Below are 17,505 nucleotides of genomic sequence, written 5' to 3'. Positions count from 1 at the left end.
TTAAAAGAAATTGTTTTTGTTTTGTGTTTATCTTACGATAGACACCGCACATCTGGCATTTATTACATCTACATTGTTTAGTTTTCAGAGAACACTTGCTGGCAAGCTTCGTTGTCAGCTCATTTATATTAACACAACGTTCAAGTTGTTGTCAACATCTTTTTTATCGCTACGCTTTGCTCATCAGCGATCATAATTTGTTAACTCAAAATATTATGATCGCTTTATGAAAATTTATACATTTAATTTTCTTCTTTATTTAATGAAGAAAACGGAATTTGGACATATGTACTCGGTACTTCACCCACAACTACATATTCAGCTACGGGAACCTGTGTATCTACACTTACACTTTTACTAACGAGAGGAACTACAATTTTAACTTGTGTGGTAGCAATAAGATATACCATATGTTTCGTTTGATTAATTCCGGCTTGTTCAAATTTATCAACTACTTTAACCTGTACTGTCCCCATAGGAATAATCGTTACAGTGACCGGAGGTCCCATACTAGCTAAAAACTGGCTTCCTAAAACTTGCCCTATTGGAATTTTTATCTTTTCTTCGGATAACTGTTCTAGAACTTCTTGCACTTGTATTGTAGCTTCGGCGGCAAGTTTATTAATTTCCATTGTATTTGGTTGTATTAAAACTACACGTCCTTGATTATCCACTTTTACTATGATTAAAGTTTGTGGATCTATTTTATTACTAACTTTTTCATTAATAACTTTGTTAATTGATTGTGTTGCAATTAAAGTAGCCCTAGTCTCTGCAATTGTCATCAAAGTTGGTTTTAAATGCAATTCCACAAACCATAATAAATAAAAAAATATCAGAATAAATGCAACTATAATGCTTGTAACATAAGGAAATTTACGTTTTTTACGAAGCTGAAATCGCATATTTTCACTCCTTTAACCACATAACGCTTTCTTTAAATATATGATATTTAAACCATATATTATATGTACAATTTCCAATCCTGTTTCAAAATAAGCAAAATTTTATTCTTTTATATGAAAATCAAATACTAAAATGATGAAATCTATCCTCAATATCTTTAAATTGTGATACAATATCTAAGATATGGATTTATAAGGAGGTCACTCATGAAGAGTAGTAGTAGTGATAGTTCTCAAAAACGACGTAATTCAAAAAAAGGTGGTAGCTCCAAATTATTTTTGTTGCTAATAATTGTTTTCGTTGTTATGATATCTGGGGTTTTCTTAGGTTTTTTAACAGCTAGCTTAAATACAAAACCTAGTCTAGCAAATGATATTAGGCCACCTGCATCTTCGCAAATTTACGATATTAATGGTAATTTAATTACCACCATACATTCTGTAGAAAATCGTGTACCTGTTAAATTTAACAAGATACCTAAAAATCTAATTAATGCTTTTATCGCTGTAGAAGATGCACGATTTTATGAACATAGCGGTGTTGACCCTCGTGGTATTCTACGTGCGGTTTGGTCCAATATTACAAATCGTGGCGTGTCTGAAGGCGGAAGCACAATTACACAGCAGTTAGCAAAAAATGCTTACTTAACACAGGAGCAAACGATAAAACGTAAAATTCAAGAAGTGTTTTTAGCATTACAACTTGAACGACAGTACGCCAAAAATGAAATTCTAGAATTATATCTCAATCAAATATATTTTGGACAAGGCGCTTATGGTGTACAAGCAGCTGCACAAACTTATTTTGGTAAAAATGTAGAAGATTTATCCTTATCGGAATGTGCTATGTTAGCCGGCATTCCTAAAAGCCCTAATTATTATTCTCCATTAAATAATTTTAAAGCTGCAAATGAAAGAAAAGCTGTCGTACTTGATCAAATGCAAAAATATGAATATCTTGATGCTTCAACAGCACAAAAAGCAAAAGTGGAAGAAATAAAATTAGCAAAACATGCTACAAGCAAAGAGTCCTCAATTGTAGGTTCTTATTTTATTGATTATGTAACACAAAAATTGATCGATAAATATGGTGCTGATGCAGTTTATAAAGAAGGCTTAAAAGTTTATACTACATTGGATCTTGATATGCAGCACGCTGCCGAAAATGCAATGAAAAAACTCCCTACCTATCGTACAGATGATAATGGGATAGAACAACCACAAGGTGCTTTAGTTGCAATTGAGCCACATACTGGATATATTAAGGCCATGGTTGGCGGACGTGGAAACGACCAATTTAATCGTGCAACAATGGCAGAGCGGCAACCGGGATCGGCTTTTAAACCATTTGTATTTTTGGCCGCTCTTGAAAGCAACTTAACTCCGGCTACCATAATTGATGACAGCCCTATAACAATCGGGGATTGGACACCTAAGAACTACGATGGAAGTTTCCATGGTAAAGTTACACTTCGCGCAACAGCGGAACATTCTTTAAATATTCCTACAATAAAAATTGCCCAACAAGTCGGTGTAGATAAGCCTCTATATTATGCACAACAAATGGGTATCTCAACCTTAGTGTTGGACGGGCCACAAAATGATCGCAATTTATCTATGGCCTTAGGTGGTTTAACGAAAGGTGTTACCCCACTTGAGTTAGCAAGTGCTTATGGTGTTTTTGCTAATCGTGGAATTTATGTCGCTCCAACAGCGATTGTTAAGATTATTGATCGTAATGGAAAAGTTCTTGAACAACATGCTGTTCAGGAAAAAAATATCATCAGCGCAAAGAGCGCTTATATTTTGACTGATATTTTACATGGTGTTATGACACGTGGTACTGGTACTGGTGCTAATATAAACAGACCTTCTGCAGGTAAAACTGGTACTACAAGTGATTATAAAGATGCTTGGTTTGTCGGCTATACCCCCGATTTAGTTACCTCAGTATGGATTGGAAATGACAATGATGGTACTCTACGGGGTATAACGGGTGCAAATGAGCCTGCATATATCTGGAAAGCATTTATGAGTAAAGCTTTATCTGGTATACCGGCTAAGGATTTTATAAGACCATCAGGTGTTGTTATAGACGATACACCAACAAATTTAGAGGATGACAAAGATTCAGACAAAGAAAAAGATAAGGATGCTAAAGACAAAGACAAGGAAAAAGATAAACTTAAAGAGACTAAAGATAAAACAAAAACTCCAGATAAAAAAGATAAATCACCAGCAAATGAATCTAAACCTACCGATTCAAAGCAACCTGAACAACCAGCATTACCAGCTTCAATTGATCCTACACCTTCCACCCCTGCACAAAATTCTGAACGAAATAAAAATTAAATAATAAAAAAATAAAAAAACACGCGTAAAACACGCGTGTTTTTTATTTAGAATGCATATACATCTATTAGCAAGAGCAAGAACTACCACAATCATCATTATTACAGAAACACAATAATAAAATAATAATAATGATGATCCATATGAAGCCACCGCCAGCACCACCACAATTGAATCCATTATATCCTCTTGCCATAATAAAATTAACCCCCTTTTAATCTTTTGCTCAGGGCGACTTCCAAACACATATTTGTTGCATAATAAGTACCTCTCGCCCTTCTACTTTTAATATATGGTGCATATGTTTTAAATGTTACTCTATCTATTTAATCATTTTAATCATTCTAATATTTGCCTAATTTTGTCTGGTGCTTCAACAGCAACTTTAACCGAATGCATTGCACTATCTAAAATTTCTGTAATATGTTTAATCTTGTCTACAGTGCTATTCATTCCTTCCATTTTTCTATCTAGCTTTTCACGTTCTAAAGTTAAAGTAAAGATAATAACTAAAAAATTTGCCATCAAATTAGGATTTTCGATCATGTTTTGTATAATCCCCATTGAACGTTTTGTGATTTTTGCTACCTCAATTGATTGCTTAGGAGTTTTTTCCACAACAATACTACTCTTATCTTCTTCAATTCTTTTTCGTATAGAATTTTTGTCTCTTCGAATACGCACACTAACTCCTCCTCACGATTACTACTTAATCTAATATATGTAGTAAAAATCAAATAGGTATCAAAAAATAAATAGGACACACACAAATTTGTTTGTGTCGCATAGATTGTCATAAGATTTTACTTTTCTGCCATGCGTATAATTTATGAAAATTTAAACAAAAGTATTGGAGGTGAATACAAATGTTTGAAAATATAGGAAACATGATGGATGTAATAAAAAAAGTTCAACAAAATGTCCAAACTATTCAATGTGAACTTCAAAATGAACGTATTACGAGCAGTAGTGGTGATGTAGTCACAGTAACCGTAAACGGGCAACAAGATATTATTTCTATCGATTTAAACGCTAAATATTTGAATTCAGATAATCAATTATTATTGCAGGATCTATTAGCAGCAACAATTAATAACGCATTATCTAAATCTCGGGAACTTAATCAAACTGCCATGTCTAAACTAACTACTGAATTAAATCTCCCTAATATACCGGGTTTATTTTAAGGGAGGATATAAAGATGACATCTGATAAAATGCTATTTCAGAGTGTAATTAAAATGATCGATAGTCTTTCTACAGCAGGAAATTATGATACGATTGTTCATATTTTATCCCTGCTTTGTTTACTTTCAATTTCAAATAATACAGCAAATCAAACCATCATTTCTTCGACGCCACCAATGAATCAATCGAATGATAATCCCATACAAAAATTACTTGGCGATCTTACCAAAGGCGGTAATGGACTTGGATCACCGGATATGCTTATGTCACTTTTACCTTTATTGAATAATCCTCAAATAAAATCTAAAATAAATCCTACAAGTATCGCTTCTGTTATGGGGATTATTAACAATTTGGGCAATGTCACATCTCCCACCAAAGAGGATACGATTAAAACTAAATCTGAAAAAGAATCACCTACCGAAGCACCTGCGCCGCCATCACCGATAGAACCAAAAAAAGAAGAAGTTGAAATTGAATCTAATACAACTTCGCCAGAGGTCGTGAGTGAAGACTCGGAAAAAAAGTCTGCCACTCGTTTTCTAAATTGGAAAACAAATTTTTAATAAAATGAGCTATATTTTGATTTTATTCCTTTGGATATCAATCAATAATATAGCTCATTTGCATTATATTTTATTTAAATTTCACAATTGTTACGCCATCGCCACCTTCATGTANAGAAGTTGAAATTGAATCTAATACAACTTCGCCAGAGGTCGTGAGTGAAGACTCGGAAAAAAAGTCTGCCACTCGTTTTCTAAATTGGAAAACAAATTTTTAATAAAATGAGCTATATTTTGATTTTATTCCTTTGGATATCAATCAATAATATAGCTCATTTGCATTATATTTTATTTAAATTTCACAATTGTTACGCCATCGCCACCTTCATGTACATCCCCAATTCCAATTTCTTGAACACAACGATGCCCTTTTAGATACGAACGAATTCCTTTACGAAGTGCACCTGTTCCTTTTCCATGTATAACTAAAACTTGATTTAGTCCAGCCAAAATTGCATTATCTAAATATTTCCCTACTACTTCTTCTGCCTCATCAACCATCATCCCTCGAATATCAATTTGACGATTCACTTCATTAACTCTTGAAAACTTTATCGAAGCTGTTTTTTGTTTTGGTTTAACCTTTTCTTCTCCAACTGCTCTACATACAGAAATTGACACTGTGACTTTCATGATACCAAGTTGGACAACAATGTCATTTCCTAAGATTGAAGCAACGATCCCCTTTTGATCTAACGTCGTTACGTAAACCCGATCACCAAGCGCCAAGTTATCTAAAGTAATCGGCGTTGTGTAACTGTTTTTTGGGTTTTCAACATCTACTGCATCCAACCGATTTTTCAAATTATTACGAGTATGATCAATCGCCTCTTGACGTTTTTTTATTCCTTGGTCATTAAATTGTTCTTTTAATGTCGCAATAATTTGTTCTGTTTCACGACGAGTTCTGCGAATAAGACTTGCACTTTCTTCTTGTGCTTTTTGAATAATACGATCTTTTTTCATCATCAGTTCATCACGCATCAATTGTACTCTTGTTTCCAAGTCTTTTACTTCTTGCTCTCGTTTCACCATATCTAAATTGCGATTTTCATACATGATTTTTTCCGATTCAAGATGATTTAGAACATGCTCAAATTTCGCATGGTCTTCATCGATCAGTTCTTTGGCTCTATAAATCAAATTTTCTGCCAATCCTAACCGCTTACTAATTGCGAATGCATTACTTGTTCCCGGAATACCAAGCAGCAATCTATAAGTCGGCTTTAATGTAGCTATATCAAATTCAACACTTGCATTTTGAATATGCTCTTTTGAATATGCAAAGGTTTTAAGTTCACTATAATGCGTCGTTGCAACTACTTTTGTACCCAGATCAACGAGATGCTCTAGTATAGCCATAGCCAAGGCTGCACCTTCTTCGGGATCAGTTCCCGCCCCAATTTCATCAATAAGTAATAAATCATCCTTTGTAACATTTGACAAAATCTTTACCAGATGTGTCATATGCGCTGAAAAGGTACTTAAACTTTGCTCAATACTTTGCTCATCACCAATATCAGCATAGATATTGTTAAATACCGTTATTTCAGAATTTTCCAAGGCTGGAATAAACAAACCTGCCTGTACCATCAAAGCAAATAATCCCAATGTTTTTATACTTACTGTTTTACCGCCTGTATTAGGCCCTGTGATGAGTAATGTACGAAAATTTTTCCCCAGATTTATATTAATCGGCACAACTTTGTCCGCATCAATCAGTGGATGACGCGCTTGATATAAGTCCACGTATCCATCATGATTTAATATCGGTTTTACTGCATCCATCTGTTGACTTAATTTTGCTTTTGCTAAAATAAAATCAATTTCTGCTAACACTTCACAATTTTCTTTTAAAACATCTGCATATTTAACGATTTGAAGTGTAATTGCTTTTAAAATCCTTGCTAATTCATGTTTTTCTGCTATGATCAATTGTTTTACATCATTATTTAAATTTACAATTGCTATTGGTTCAATAAATAAAGTAGCGCCACTGGCAGATTGATCATGTACAACCCCCGGGAAAAATTGTCTATATTCTTGCTTAATTGGCACTACATACCGATCTCCACGCATAGTAACCAATATATCCTGAAAGTATTTTTGATATTCTGATGCTCGCAACACACCGTCAAGACGTTCTTTTATATGATTTTGCGTCTGTTTAATCTCTCGACGAATACGTTGAAGTTCTACGCTAGCATTCTCACGTACAGCACCATGCTCATCTATAATGCACTCTATTTGATTCTCTAGATTGCCCACAATCTCAATCGTAGATGACAATGTCTGTAAAAGCGGTACGTCTATCTCAATTTCTTTAAAGAAACGTTTTACTTTGCGCATTGCATATAATGTGCTTGCAATATCAAGTAATTCATAAGGCTCTAATATAGCACCTATTTTTGATTTTTTTAAAAACTCACGAATATCACGAATAGCACCAAACGGTACAAGCATAGCGTGATCCAATAAAACTTTGCCTTCTGCAGTCGCGAGAATTCGTTTTTCAACTTCTGCGTATTGATTGCTTGGCAATAGCTTTTCTACAAGCTCTTTACCTAATACCGAAGTTGTACACTCCGCTAATTTTTTGACAATCTTGTCAAATTCTAATGTTTTTAAAACCCTTGAATCCATCTGTCCACCTCTTATAAAACACCTCTAAAATAATGTCCTCGTGTAATATCTACTCCTTCGATATAATCCATTTTATCATTTAGAAGGAGTGGATGATTTTCTCCCAAGTCAATAAGCTCACGATATAGATTAGTTAATTTAGCAATACGTTCTTTCGTGTAATATTTTGCTTCTATTCGAATACGATCAATACCGATTTCTTCAAAACGTGCTACATGCGGCAACATGCTCAACTCTTTTCCGTTTAACAAATGCATACGACAAAATTGGTCTGTGACTAACGGAAATTTTTCTTCTTTACGGTCAAGTAACCAATATTTATTTTTTTTACATGGCTGACTGCATTTTCCTTTATCTAAATTTCCTAAATAACTCCCCATTGTGCAATATTCTGAGACCATTAAGGCGAGTTGCCCCTGGACAATACACTCTGTTTCTAAATTTTCATTACGGATGAGTTTCTCAATCTGCCCAAAATTTAATTCTGGCGATAGCGTGACACTTTTAACACCCAATTCAGATAAAAATTCCATTGTAAAATTATTATATATATTCAAATATGAGTCGGCATGTATTGGTACTTGAAGTATCTCCTTTACAATCTCAATCGTTGCAATATTCGCCACAGAAACTGCATATAAATCAAACTCTTTGAATCCCATTAACAGTTTTTTAAAACTCTCCATTTGCCACTTCTTTAATAAGCGAGGCGTATTAAAAATAATCTTTTTCCCTTTCTGTTTTACGATTTCATATGCCGTCTTATAATGCTCAGCTGTAATATTTTCATGTTGAAAGCTTTCACCCCCGAACATAATGATATCAGCACCATGATCAACTGCAGCCTCAAGCTTATCTATTTGATCAATATTTACAACTAAATTTGGTTTTTTCACATGCTTTTTACGATTAACTTTTAACTTATTTCGTAAAAATTTCGCATCCTTACTTATTACAGATCGTTGATACTTTGCTAATCGAGCTTTCTCCAATAAATCCACCGCAATGCGGCGCGCCTCATTCATTTCGCTGACCGGTACCATAACTTCATCTTTTATATCACAATCGAATTCTCTAATCTCAAATACAGTTGTACCTAATCTTTCTATTTGTTTTTTTATACTTTCAATCGTGAGTGGACGTTTTAAAGCTTTTTCGGCAATAAAGTCTGTTTGCGCCTGACTATAAAACCCATCTGCATCTCTCATTTCAATCCTTAAAGGCTGACCAATTCTTGCAAATATTTTTATATCAACAGGAATTCTTCTTATCGGTGCACCATTGGTAAAAAATTTTCTAGCTCTTTCCATTAGGTTTGCATCAAAAACTTTAAACACACGATCATTATCGCGTACTGGAGCTGGAATCTCAAATGTAACTTCTTGATTTGCTTTTGCATGCTCTACCTTAGACTGATTCACGCTCATCTCTTTTATTGTACAATTTACACGGCCACCAATTTTCACCCAAAATTCTACAATATCATCAATAGATACATCCTCGACAAGCTTAATCGTTACCTGTTTTGATTTTGCATCATAACGGACAACACGACCAACAAGTACACCACGATTATTGGGGCGTCGATCGCTCATCATAAATCGTCCCGGTTTGCCTTTCATATATGCCGTTGTAAAATCTCGATTAAAAATTTGTGCCAAATTTTTTTTATCTTTATCGGAAGTAACCATTGATTCTTTATTTATCAAATAAGAATCAATTGCCCGGCGATATGTATCAACAACAACAGCTACATATTCTGGACGTTTCATTCTTCCCTCAATTTTAAAAGATGTTACACCCGCTTCAATAAGTTCAGGAATAAAATCAATTGTGTTTAAATCTTTAGGGCTTAATAAATAATCACCAACATCTATATCTTTTAATAAATCATGATTTTCTCTGTCTACTAAAGTATACGGTAGCCGACAAGGCTGCGCACAGCGACCACGATTTCCACTTCGCCCACCAATCATACCACTCATTAAACATTGTCCCGAATAACAAATGCAAAGTGCTCCATGAATAAAGACTTCAATTTCAATATTCGTGTTTTTACAAACATATTGAATTTCTTCCATAGACAGCTCACGTGATAACACAACCCGTTGAAAACCCATATCGCCTAACATTTTTACACCTTCAAGATTATGTACTGTCATTTGGGTACTTGCATGCAATGGCAACTGCGGCACAATTTCTTTTGCTAATTTTGCCACACCTAAATCTTGTACTATAATTGCATCCGCGCCTATTTCATATAAAAATCGTAAGTATTCTGCCAATTCTTCAAATTCACTATTATCAACCATTGTATTAACAGCTACATCAACGCTAACACCGCGCATATGCGCAAATTCAATCGATTCTTTTAATTCATCATGTGTAAAATTTGCTGCATACGCGCGCGCACCAAACATTTTTCCTGCTAAATAAACTGCATCCGCACCGCTTTCAACCGCAGCGATTAATGCTTCCTTACTACCTACTGGTGCTAATAATTCTATCAACTTCGTCAATCCTCTCAGAAAGCTTATCTTCATGATACTTTATATCTTAATCATATAATAAAGATAAAATCTACATCTTTATATTATAGTTTAATTCCTCTTAATATGAAATCCTTTACAGTAAAAATAAGCACTTACTACACCAAGTGCTTATTTTTACATGCAACTATCTAAAATAGAAAAAATTATTTTTATAAAAGTAATCGTACCTATCAACTAGCTATTTCCCTTTTGTTTATCTTTTTTTAATGCTTCCGCAATCATATGCACTTCTTCTGCCATTTGAGATATTTTCATCCATTCTTGCCCTATCGGACTAAGAGGATTCTCTCTCATTTCCTCCAAATAAAGTATTAGATCCCGCTTCGATAGAGGCTCTAAATCATAATTTTTTATAATTGTGAATACACCACAACTTTCCAAACGAGCTAGCTTTATATCTTTTACTTGTGTCATATCCATACCTAGCTTATGTAGCTCTTGTCGTAAATCATCATAATTAAATCGTGTCTTAGTAAAATTTTCTTGTATAATTCGACCATTTCGGATTAGGACAACCGGTACACCTTCAAACATTCTACGCAAAAATATGCTCTTTAATGATAAATAAGAAAGTAGTTGCTGTAAAAACAGCAATGCCACCAAACCGCCGATCCCTGCAAAAATACTCTGATTCTTATCCATTGCAGTTGTAACAATAATATCTCCCATTCCGACCATAATGACAAAGTCAAAGGGAGAAAGTTGACCAACTGTTCTATTCCCCATAAAACGAATCACCATCAAAGCTACAGAACACAAAAATAATATAAGAGCAAAAACATTCAAAGAATTTAAAAACACGTCCATATAAGCACCTCTTTTTATCTATTATTCAACAATAAAAAGAGGTTTATACCTATAATATATTAATCATCTTTGAACATATCAATCATTTGTTTGTAATCTTCTTCAAGCTTAATATAATCATTGGAAATGTTAAGCGCTGCAAGCACGGCAATTTTTGCAACAGGCAAACGATGATTAGATTTTGCTATTAGCCGCATTTGTTGATCCACCATATTTGCTAGTTTTTTTACATATTCAACATCCATGTCACCTTTTAACGCATACGTCTCTCCAAAAATCTCTACGGTCATTTTATTTTTATTATTCATTAAAATTCACCTAAACTAACTTACAATAAATCAAATTTTTTAACTAATTCTCTTTAAAAGTCAATAAATCCTGCAACTGCAACATAAAAATAGATAAGTGTACATAAAAAGCACACTTATCTATTTTATTCTGTAAATATTAACTTCTTAATTTAGCCTGTAGCGCTTTTTCTAGATATTCCAAGATAAGATTATAATTCTTATCAACTTCTTCATCTGTTAAAGTCTTTTCCGTTGATTGGAATTGCAGTGAAAATGCTACACTTTTCTTTCCATCTTCCACTTGTTCCCCGGTATACATATCAAATAAATGAATGTTTTTTAATAATGAACCTGCACTTTTTATAATTGCTTTTTCGATCTCATTTGCACTTATATCGTTAGATACCAACATAGCTAAATCACGGCTTATTGCCGGATATTTAGGTAGAGATTGATAACGACATGTTAAAGTTGCATATTTCATTAAAGTATCAATATCCATTTCAAAAAGGTATGCTTTTTTGGAAATGTCCATATTTTCCTGCACTTCAGGATGAACTTCGCCAACATAGGCAATCACTTCTTTGCCTTTTTTAAACACAGCTGTTTTTCCTGGATGCATTGCATAATGTTCCCCAGCTTCTACGCTATATTTACTTATGCCTAACTTAGCCAAAAATACTTCGATAATTCCCTTTGCATCATAAAAGTCAACACTTGCTTTGTCTTGGTTCCAGCTAATCACATTCCGCTTGCCAGAAATTGCACCAGAGATCATAAATTTTTCTGTTGGCAATTCCGTAATTGGTAAGGCTTTAGGCATAAATACTGAACCAACTTCAAAAATACGAATATCCTCATTTTTCCTTGATAAATTTCTTGCTACTGTTTCTAATACACTACTAACAACAGTCGTCCTAAGCAAAGGAAATTCATCCGTAATTGGATTCATAATTGGCACTGCAAGACGGAGTGAGTTTTCCTCAGGAACATTCATTTTATCGAAGGTATGTGCATGCGTAAAACTAAAGGAAACAATCTCATTTAAGCCAACCGCACTTAGAATTTCCTTCACATCATCAATAAATGATTGTCTTGTACTCTGCCCCCCCTGCAACATATCGCCACGAGGAAAAGTAGGAGCAATATTATGGAATCCATAAATACGAGAAATTTCTTCAGAAATATCTTCCATACAACGAACATCATTACGCCACGATGGTACAGTTACAATAAATTCATCTTTATTTTTATTTACTTCAAATTCTAAACGTTTCAATATATCAGCCATTGTTGCCTGATCAATATTACTTCCCAGTCTTTTATTAATTTGTTGTGCTGTAAATTTCACTGTGCTAGAAATTTCAAAACCAGGATAAATGTCGACGATACCTTCACACACTGTACATACATCCATCTCTTCTAATAACTGCGCCGCCCTGTCTAAGGCCTTAATAGAATTTACAATATCTATTCCTCGCTCAAAACGTCCAGATGCTTCAGAATGAAGCCCAAAGGCACGGGAAGTTCTTCTAATGCTTACACCATTAAAAGCAGCAGCTTCAAGCACAACGATTTTAGTGTTTGCGGTTACTTCGGTAACCAAGCCGCCCATAACACCTGCAACACTAGCTGGCTGAACACTATCTGCAACAACTAACATTTCTGGTGCTAATTCACGTTTTATTTCATCTAAAGTCGTGATCTTCTCAAAAGGATTGGCTTTCCTAACAATCAACGTATGCTCTGACAATGTATTATAGTCATAAGCATGTAGAGGCTGTCCAAATTCCAACATAACAAAGTTGGTTACATCGACAACATTATTAATGGAACGAATACCTGCACCTTCAATTCGTTCTTGCAACCATTTAGGGGATGGACCAACTTTTACATTTTTTAAAACTCTACTCGCAAAACGCAAACAAAGTTCTGGCGATTCAATTTTTAAAGCAATCAATTTACTTGCTTTCTCTCCAGCTTCCTCACGTACATGAATAATTGGTTTTTTAGGTTTATTCCCAGTGAGCACAGCAATTTCACGAACCAATCCCATTATACTAAAGCAATCAGCACGATTCGCAGTTAATTCAAATTCTAAAATTGTATCATTTAAGCCCAATACTTCCTTAATATCAGTACCAATCGGAGTATCATTCGGTAAAATATAAATTCCTTGTTTTTGTTCATCAGCTAATGTTGAAAGATCCAATTGAAGTTCCGAAGCCGAACATAACATGCCATGAGAAACCACTCCACGAAGTTTCCCCTTGGAAATTTTCATACCATTCGGTAGTTTCGCACCAATCATAGCCACCGGAACAGTTTGTCCAACCCTTACATTTGTTGCACCTGTTACAATGATGATGGTCTCTGCGGCACCTACATCAAGTGTGCAAATACATAATCGGTCTGCATCTGGATGTTTATCAATTTGGACGATTTTACCGGTAATGACATTTTCAATTCCCGCTCCCATATCATTGACATTTTCAACTGGAACTCCAGCCATTGTTAACATCTCAGCCAATTGTTCTGGTGTCTCATCAAAATCAATATAGTCTTTCAACCATTTTATAGATACTTGCATATGCAATCCCCTTCCTTATTTCCGCAATTAGAATTGGCGTAAAAACCTTAAATCATTGTCATAAAACAATCTTAAATCATCAATTCCATATAAAAGCATTGCAATTCTTTCCACGCCCATACCAAATGCAAAACCACTTACTTGTTTTGGATCATAACCACTCATTTCAAGCACACGAGGGTGAACCATACCTGATCCTAGAATTTCGAGCCATCCTGTACCTTTACAAACACGACAACCTTTCCCTTTACACATGACACAAGAAATATCTACTTCTGCACTTGGTTCGGTAAAAGGGAAAAAACTTGGCCTAAAACGAACGCCGACTTTTTCATCAAATATTTGATGAATAAATAATTCCAACATACCTTTTAAATCGGAGAAGCTAATATCCTTATCAACAACCAAGCCTTCTACTTGCGTAAACATTGGTGAATGTGTTGCATCATAGTCGCGACGATATACTTTACCTGGCGCAATAATACGAATCGGACTGTTCGGCTCATTTGCCTGCATTGTACGTGCTTGCACAGGTGAAGTATGTGTTCTAAGTAAAATTTCTTCTGTAATATAGAAAGAATCTTGCATATCACGTGCAGGATGATCTTTAGGCAAATTTAAAGCCTCAAAATTAAAATGGTCTTGTTCAACTTCCGGTCCTTCTGCAACAGTAAACCCCATATTCATAAAAATAGTTTTCATGCGATTTAAAGTTAATGTAAGTGGATGTTTATGCCCAATCGGTTGAATCCTACCTGGCAATGTCACATCAATTTTTTCGTTAGCAAGACGCTTTGTGAGTTCCTGCTTTTTTAGATATTCATTCTTTTCAGTTAGAACCGCCTCAAGCTCGGCACGAACTTCATTTACCATTTGTCCAATTCGTGGCCGTTCTTCTGGGCTCAAAGAGCCAAGTCCTCTAAGAATCGTCGTCAAACTTCCTTTTTTCCCAAGATATTTAACTCTTAGCTCATTTAATTCCAGAACACTATTCGCTCTTGAAAAATCTCCAGTAGCTTCTTGTTTTAAACTTTTTAACTGCTGTTCCATAAGTACCTCCTGATATAATAAAATCATACTAAAAATAAAAAAACTTCCGCCCATAAAGGGGCGAAAGTATAATTTCGCGGTACCACCCTAATTGATACTCAAAAACCTTAACGCAGCAAACGCTTTGACTAAATAAATTATAATTTCATCAAAGAAACTCCAGAGCGAATTTCAATTAGCTGCTTTGATAACGCTCTCAATCTAGGCGTCTATCTCCCTGTAAAAAACATTACTAAACTACTTTCTCTATCATCGTTTGTATTATATTCTTTTACACTATATTTTTAAATTTTAACATAAATCATTACAAATCGCAAGATTTCCACAGATTAACTCTACGTAATTAAAATTGCATAACTTTTTATTAAAAATTACGTAATTTTAAAAACTTCTAAATTTTCTTTGACGTAAACTCTCATAACTAACAATTGCTGTAGCAGCCGATACATTAAGAGATTCCGCCTCACCTAGCATTGGAATATAAACTTTGTTTTCCGCTGCACTTAAAAGAATATTGCTAACTCCGTTTCCTTCATTTCCAAAAACCACGGCCGTTGATTTTGTAAAATCAACTGAAAAATATTGTTTTGATGCTGAATCAAGCGCTGTCACATATAATGAAATTTTTTCTTTTTTTATAAAATCCAGCAATTCTCTATATTCAACCCCTGCGGCAATCGGTATACGAAAAATAGACCCCATCGTTGCACGAACAGTTTTTCCTGAAAATACATCAGCGCTCCCCTTCGTCATGATAATTCCCGTACATCCAGCCGCTTCCGCAGTTCTTATAATCGTCCCAACATTCCCGGGATCTTGCAAACAATCGAGTACAATCAGCATTGGTGTTTGATCTTTTATCATGCATGCAGCTAACTTGCCATACTGTGTTCCTACGATAAGTAAAATTCCCTGCGGTTCCTTAGTTTCACTAAGCTTATCATAAATGGTTTTACTCACTTTATATATCCGACAATTCATTTCTTCCAATTGCCCTAGGATTTTTTGCACACGTGTATTTTGCAATGCTTCTTCTGTACAAAAACATTGTTGAATCTGCCAGCTTGATTTTATGGCATCCTCGCTCAGCCTTATTCCCTCAACAATAAACAGCTTTTTTTCATCTCGATATTTTTTTTGCTTTAAACTCGCTGCTAATTTAATGTTCGCATTTTGCAAACTTGTTATAACTTCAATCATTCCAATTCCTCTAAACCGTTGATGCCTTCATTACTGCCAACGACAATAACAATATCACCCTTTTGAATTTTTTCACTTGGCAATGGAGAAATAATTAAATTATCATCACGCTTAATTGCGACAACATTAATGCCATATTTAGCACGAATATCAGATTCAGCTAACGTTTTATCTTGAAATGCTTTTGGTGCAGAAATTTCAACAATACTAAATTTAGGTGAAAGTTCAATATAATCCATAACACTGGTAGATGCCAGATTGTACGCAACACGACGCGCCATATCTCTTTCTGGAGAAACAACACGATCGGCACCTATTTTTTCTAATAATTTTACATGTAAAGAATTACGAGCAGTTGCTACAATAAAGGGAGCACCAATCTCTTTTAATTGTAATGTCGTCATAATATTTGCCTGCACATCTTCGCCAATTGCAACTACTACTACATCGAAATTACGTATTCCCATCGCCCTTAGTGCATTTTCATCTGTGGTGTCTGCTTGTACAACATGTGTTACCTCATCACTAAAGTCCTGTACTTTTTGCATATCTTTATCAATCGCCAGAACTTCATACCCCATTTTATATAAAGCTTTGGCCATATTGCTGCCAAATCTCCCTAATCCAATAATAGCGAATTGTCGATCTGCTTTTTCCCTTTTCATTACATCTGCACCTCACCAATCAAGTCTCATCATTTTCACATGCACTTTAAAAGATCCTGACAAAAAAGGTTCTGATTTTATCATCAGAACCTTTTAATTAAAGTTATTTCAATTGCTCTTTTGCTACAGTCACTAATTGTGTAAATGCAACTGCATCACTAATTGCTAGATCAGCAAGCATTTTACGATTTACAGCAACGCCAGCCTTACTTAAACCATTGATTAATTGGCTGTAAGAAATCCCATTTGTACGGGCTGCTGCATTAATACGTGCAATCCATAATTTACGGAATTCACCTTTTTTAGCACGGCGATCACGACGAGCGTAGAAAAGACCTTTCATTACAGTTTCATTTGCTTTTTTAAATTGTTTGCTTTTTGCTCCTCTAAAACCTTTCGCTAGTTTTAGAATTTTTTTATGACGTCTATGTGCAGTCACGCCTTTTTTAACTCTTGGCATGTTTCGTTCCTCCTAAATAATCTATATTTTAAGCGTAAGGAAGCATCTTAGTTACGCGTTCATGATCTGCTTTGCTTACAAGTGTTGCTTTACGTAAATTACGTTTACGTGCAGGTGATTTTTTTTCTAAAATATGGCTTTTGAAAGCTTTTGCACGTTTAAATTCACCTGTACCAGTTAGTTTGAAACGTTTTGCAGCAGCTCTGCGAGTTTTAATTTTTGGCATTGCTATTCCTCC

Annotated in this window: 16 protein-coding genes and 1 other annotated feature; of the genes, 3 read left to right on the top strand and 13 right to left on the bottom strand. The window is 34.7% G+C overall.

Translation table 11 applies throughout. The features are described from left to right. Positions 1 to 242: 242 nt before the first annotated feature. A complete protein-coding gene (yunB, locus tag BN6559_RS19125; protein WP_110956206.1) occupies positions 243 to 905 on the bottom strand; it encodes a sporulation protein YunB in 663 nt (220 codons plus the stop codon). A gap of 207 nt (positions 906 to 1,112) precedes the next feature. Here yunB and BN6559_RS19120 point away from each other — a divergent pair, with 207 nt between their 5' ends. Beyond that, on the top strand, positions 1,113 to 3,257 hold the full coding sequence (locus BN6559_RS19120) for a transglycosylase domain-containing protein (RefSeq protein WP_110956205.1): 2,145 nt from the start codon (positions 1,113 to 1,115) through the stop codon (positions 3,255 to 3,257). 67 nt (positions 3,258 to 3,324) lie between these two features. On the opposite strand, the gene BN6559_RS19695 is transcribed toward BN6559_RS19120, so the two are convergent. Next, positions 3,325 to 3,453: a hypothetical protein gene (locus tag BN6559_RS19695; protein WP_267886716.1), complete on the bottom strand. Its 129-nt coding sequence runs from the start codon at positions 3,451 to 3,453 to the stop codon at positions 3,325 to 3,327. A gap of 143 nt (positions 3,454 to 3,596) precedes the next feature. Continuing rightward, on the bottom strand, positions 3,597 to 3,941 hold the full coding sequence (locus tag BN6559_RS19115; protein WP_110956204.1) for a hypothetical protein: 345 nt from the start codon (positions 3,939 to 3,941) through the stop codon (positions 3,597 to 3,599). 182 nt (positions 3,942 to 4,123) lie between these two features. Between BN6559_RS19115 and BN6559_RS19110 the strand changes: the two genes are divergently transcribed. Together BN6559_RS19110 and BN6559_RS19105 are read left to right on the top strand one after the other, a co-directional pair. After that, entirely contained in the window at positions 4,124 to 4,444 is a 321-nt protein-coding gene (locus tag BN6559_RS19110) for a YbaB/EbfC family nucleoid-associated protein (RefSeq protein ID WP_110956203.1), read from the top strand. Between the two features lie 14 nt (positions 4,445 to 4,458). Continuing rightward, positions 4,459 to 5,010, top strand: coding sequence for a hypothetical protein (locus tag BN6559_RS19105; RefSeq protein WP_110956202.1), 552 nt, complete (start codon positions 4,459 to 4,461; stop codon positions 5,008 to 5,010). A 288-nt stretch (positions 5,011 to 5,298) separates the two neighbouring features. Here BN6559_RS19105 and BN6559_RS19100 read toward each other — a convergent pair whose 3' ends face one another. From BN6559_RS19100 to rpmI, 10 genes are all read right to left on the bottom strand, one after another. Beyond that, positions 5,299 to 7,653: an endonuclease MutS2 gene (locus BN6559_RS19100; protein ID WP_110956201.1), complete on the bottom strand. Its 2,355-nt coding sequence runs from the start codon at positions 7,651 to 7,653 to the stop codon at positions 5,299 to 5,301. 11 nt (positions 7,654 to 7,664) lie between these two features. Further along, complete coding sequence (locus BN6559_RS19095; protein ID WP_110956200.1) at positions 7,665 to 10,163, bottom strand: DUF3656 domain-containing U32 family peptidase; 2,499 nt, start codon at positions 10,161 to 10,163, stop codon at positions 7,665 to 7,667. 216 nt (positions 10,164 to 10,379) lie between these two features. Next, complete coding sequence (locus BN6559_RS19090) at positions 10,380 to 11,012, bottom strand: DUF421 domain-containing protein (RefSeq protein WP_110956199.1); 633 nt, start codon at positions 11,010 to 11,012, stop codon at positions 10,380 to 10,382. A gap of 59 nt (positions 11,013 to 11,071) precedes the next feature. Then, the gene (locus BN6559_RS19085) at positions 11,072 to 11,320 is read right to left on the bottom strand and encodes a cell division protein ZapA (RefSeq protein WP_110956198.1); all 249 of its coding nucleotides are present in this window, start codon (positions 11,318 to 11,320) and stop codon (positions 11,072 to 11,074) included. A gap of 139 nt (positions 11,321 to 11,459) precedes the next feature. Continuing rightward, positions 11,460 to 13,892, bottom strand: a complete 2,433-nt coding sequence (pheT, locus tag BN6559_RS19080; protein ID WP_110956197.1) for a phenylalanine--tRNA ligase subunit beta — start codon at positions 13,890 to 13,892, stop codon at positions 11,460 to 11,462. Positions 13,893 to 13,919: 27 nt separating this feature from the next. Further along, entirely contained in the window at positions 13,920 to 14,942 is a 1,023-nt protein-coding gene (pheS, locus tag BN6559_RS19075; RefSeq protein ID WP_110956479.1) for a phenylalanine--tRNA ligase subunit alpha, read from the bottom strand. A 53-nt stretch (positions 14,943 to 14,995) separates the two neighbouring features. Beyond that, positions 14,996 to 15,204 (bottom strand) — a binding site (T-box leader). 119 nt (positions 15,205 to 15,323) lie between these two features. Further along, complete coding sequence (locus BN6559_RS19070) at positions 15,324 to 16,142, bottom strand: TrmH family RNA methyltransferase (protein WP_110956196.1); 819 nt, start codon at positions 16,140 to 16,142, stop codon at positions 15,324 to 15,326. Next, positions 16,139 to 16,807, bottom strand: a complete 669-nt coding sequence (locus tag BN6559_RS19065; RefSeq protein WP_110956195.1) for a potassium channel family protein — start codon at positions 16,805 to 16,807, stop codon at positions 16,139 to 16,141. The genes BN6559_RS19070 and BN6559_RS19065 overlap by 4 nt, the downstream gene beginning before the upstream one ends. A 103-nt stretch (positions 16,808 to 16,910) precedes the next feature. Further along, complete coding sequence (gene rplT, locus BN6559_RS19060; RefSeq protein ID WP_110956194.1) at positions 16,911 to 17,267, bottom strand: 50S ribosomal protein L20; 357 nt, start codon at positions 17,265 to 17,267, stop codon at positions 16,911 to 16,913. A gap of 28 nt (positions 17,268 to 17,295) precedes the next feature. Then, positions 17,296 to 17,493 (bottom strand): 50S ribosomal protein L35, encoded by a 198-nt coding sequence (gene rpmI / locus BN6559_RS19055; protein WP_110956193.1) that lies wholly within the window; start codon positions 17,491 to 17,493, stop codon positions 17,296 to 17,298. Between the last annotated feature and the right edge of the window lie 12 nt (positions 17,494 to 17,505).

It is taken from the genome of Massilibacillus massiliensis (assembly GCF_900086705.1).
Taxonomy (GTDB): domain Bacteria; phylum Bacillota; class Negativicutes; order FLKF01; family FLKF01; genus Massilibacillus; species Massilibacillus massiliensis.
This window is presented reverse-complemented; position numbering and strand designations above follow the sequence as displayed.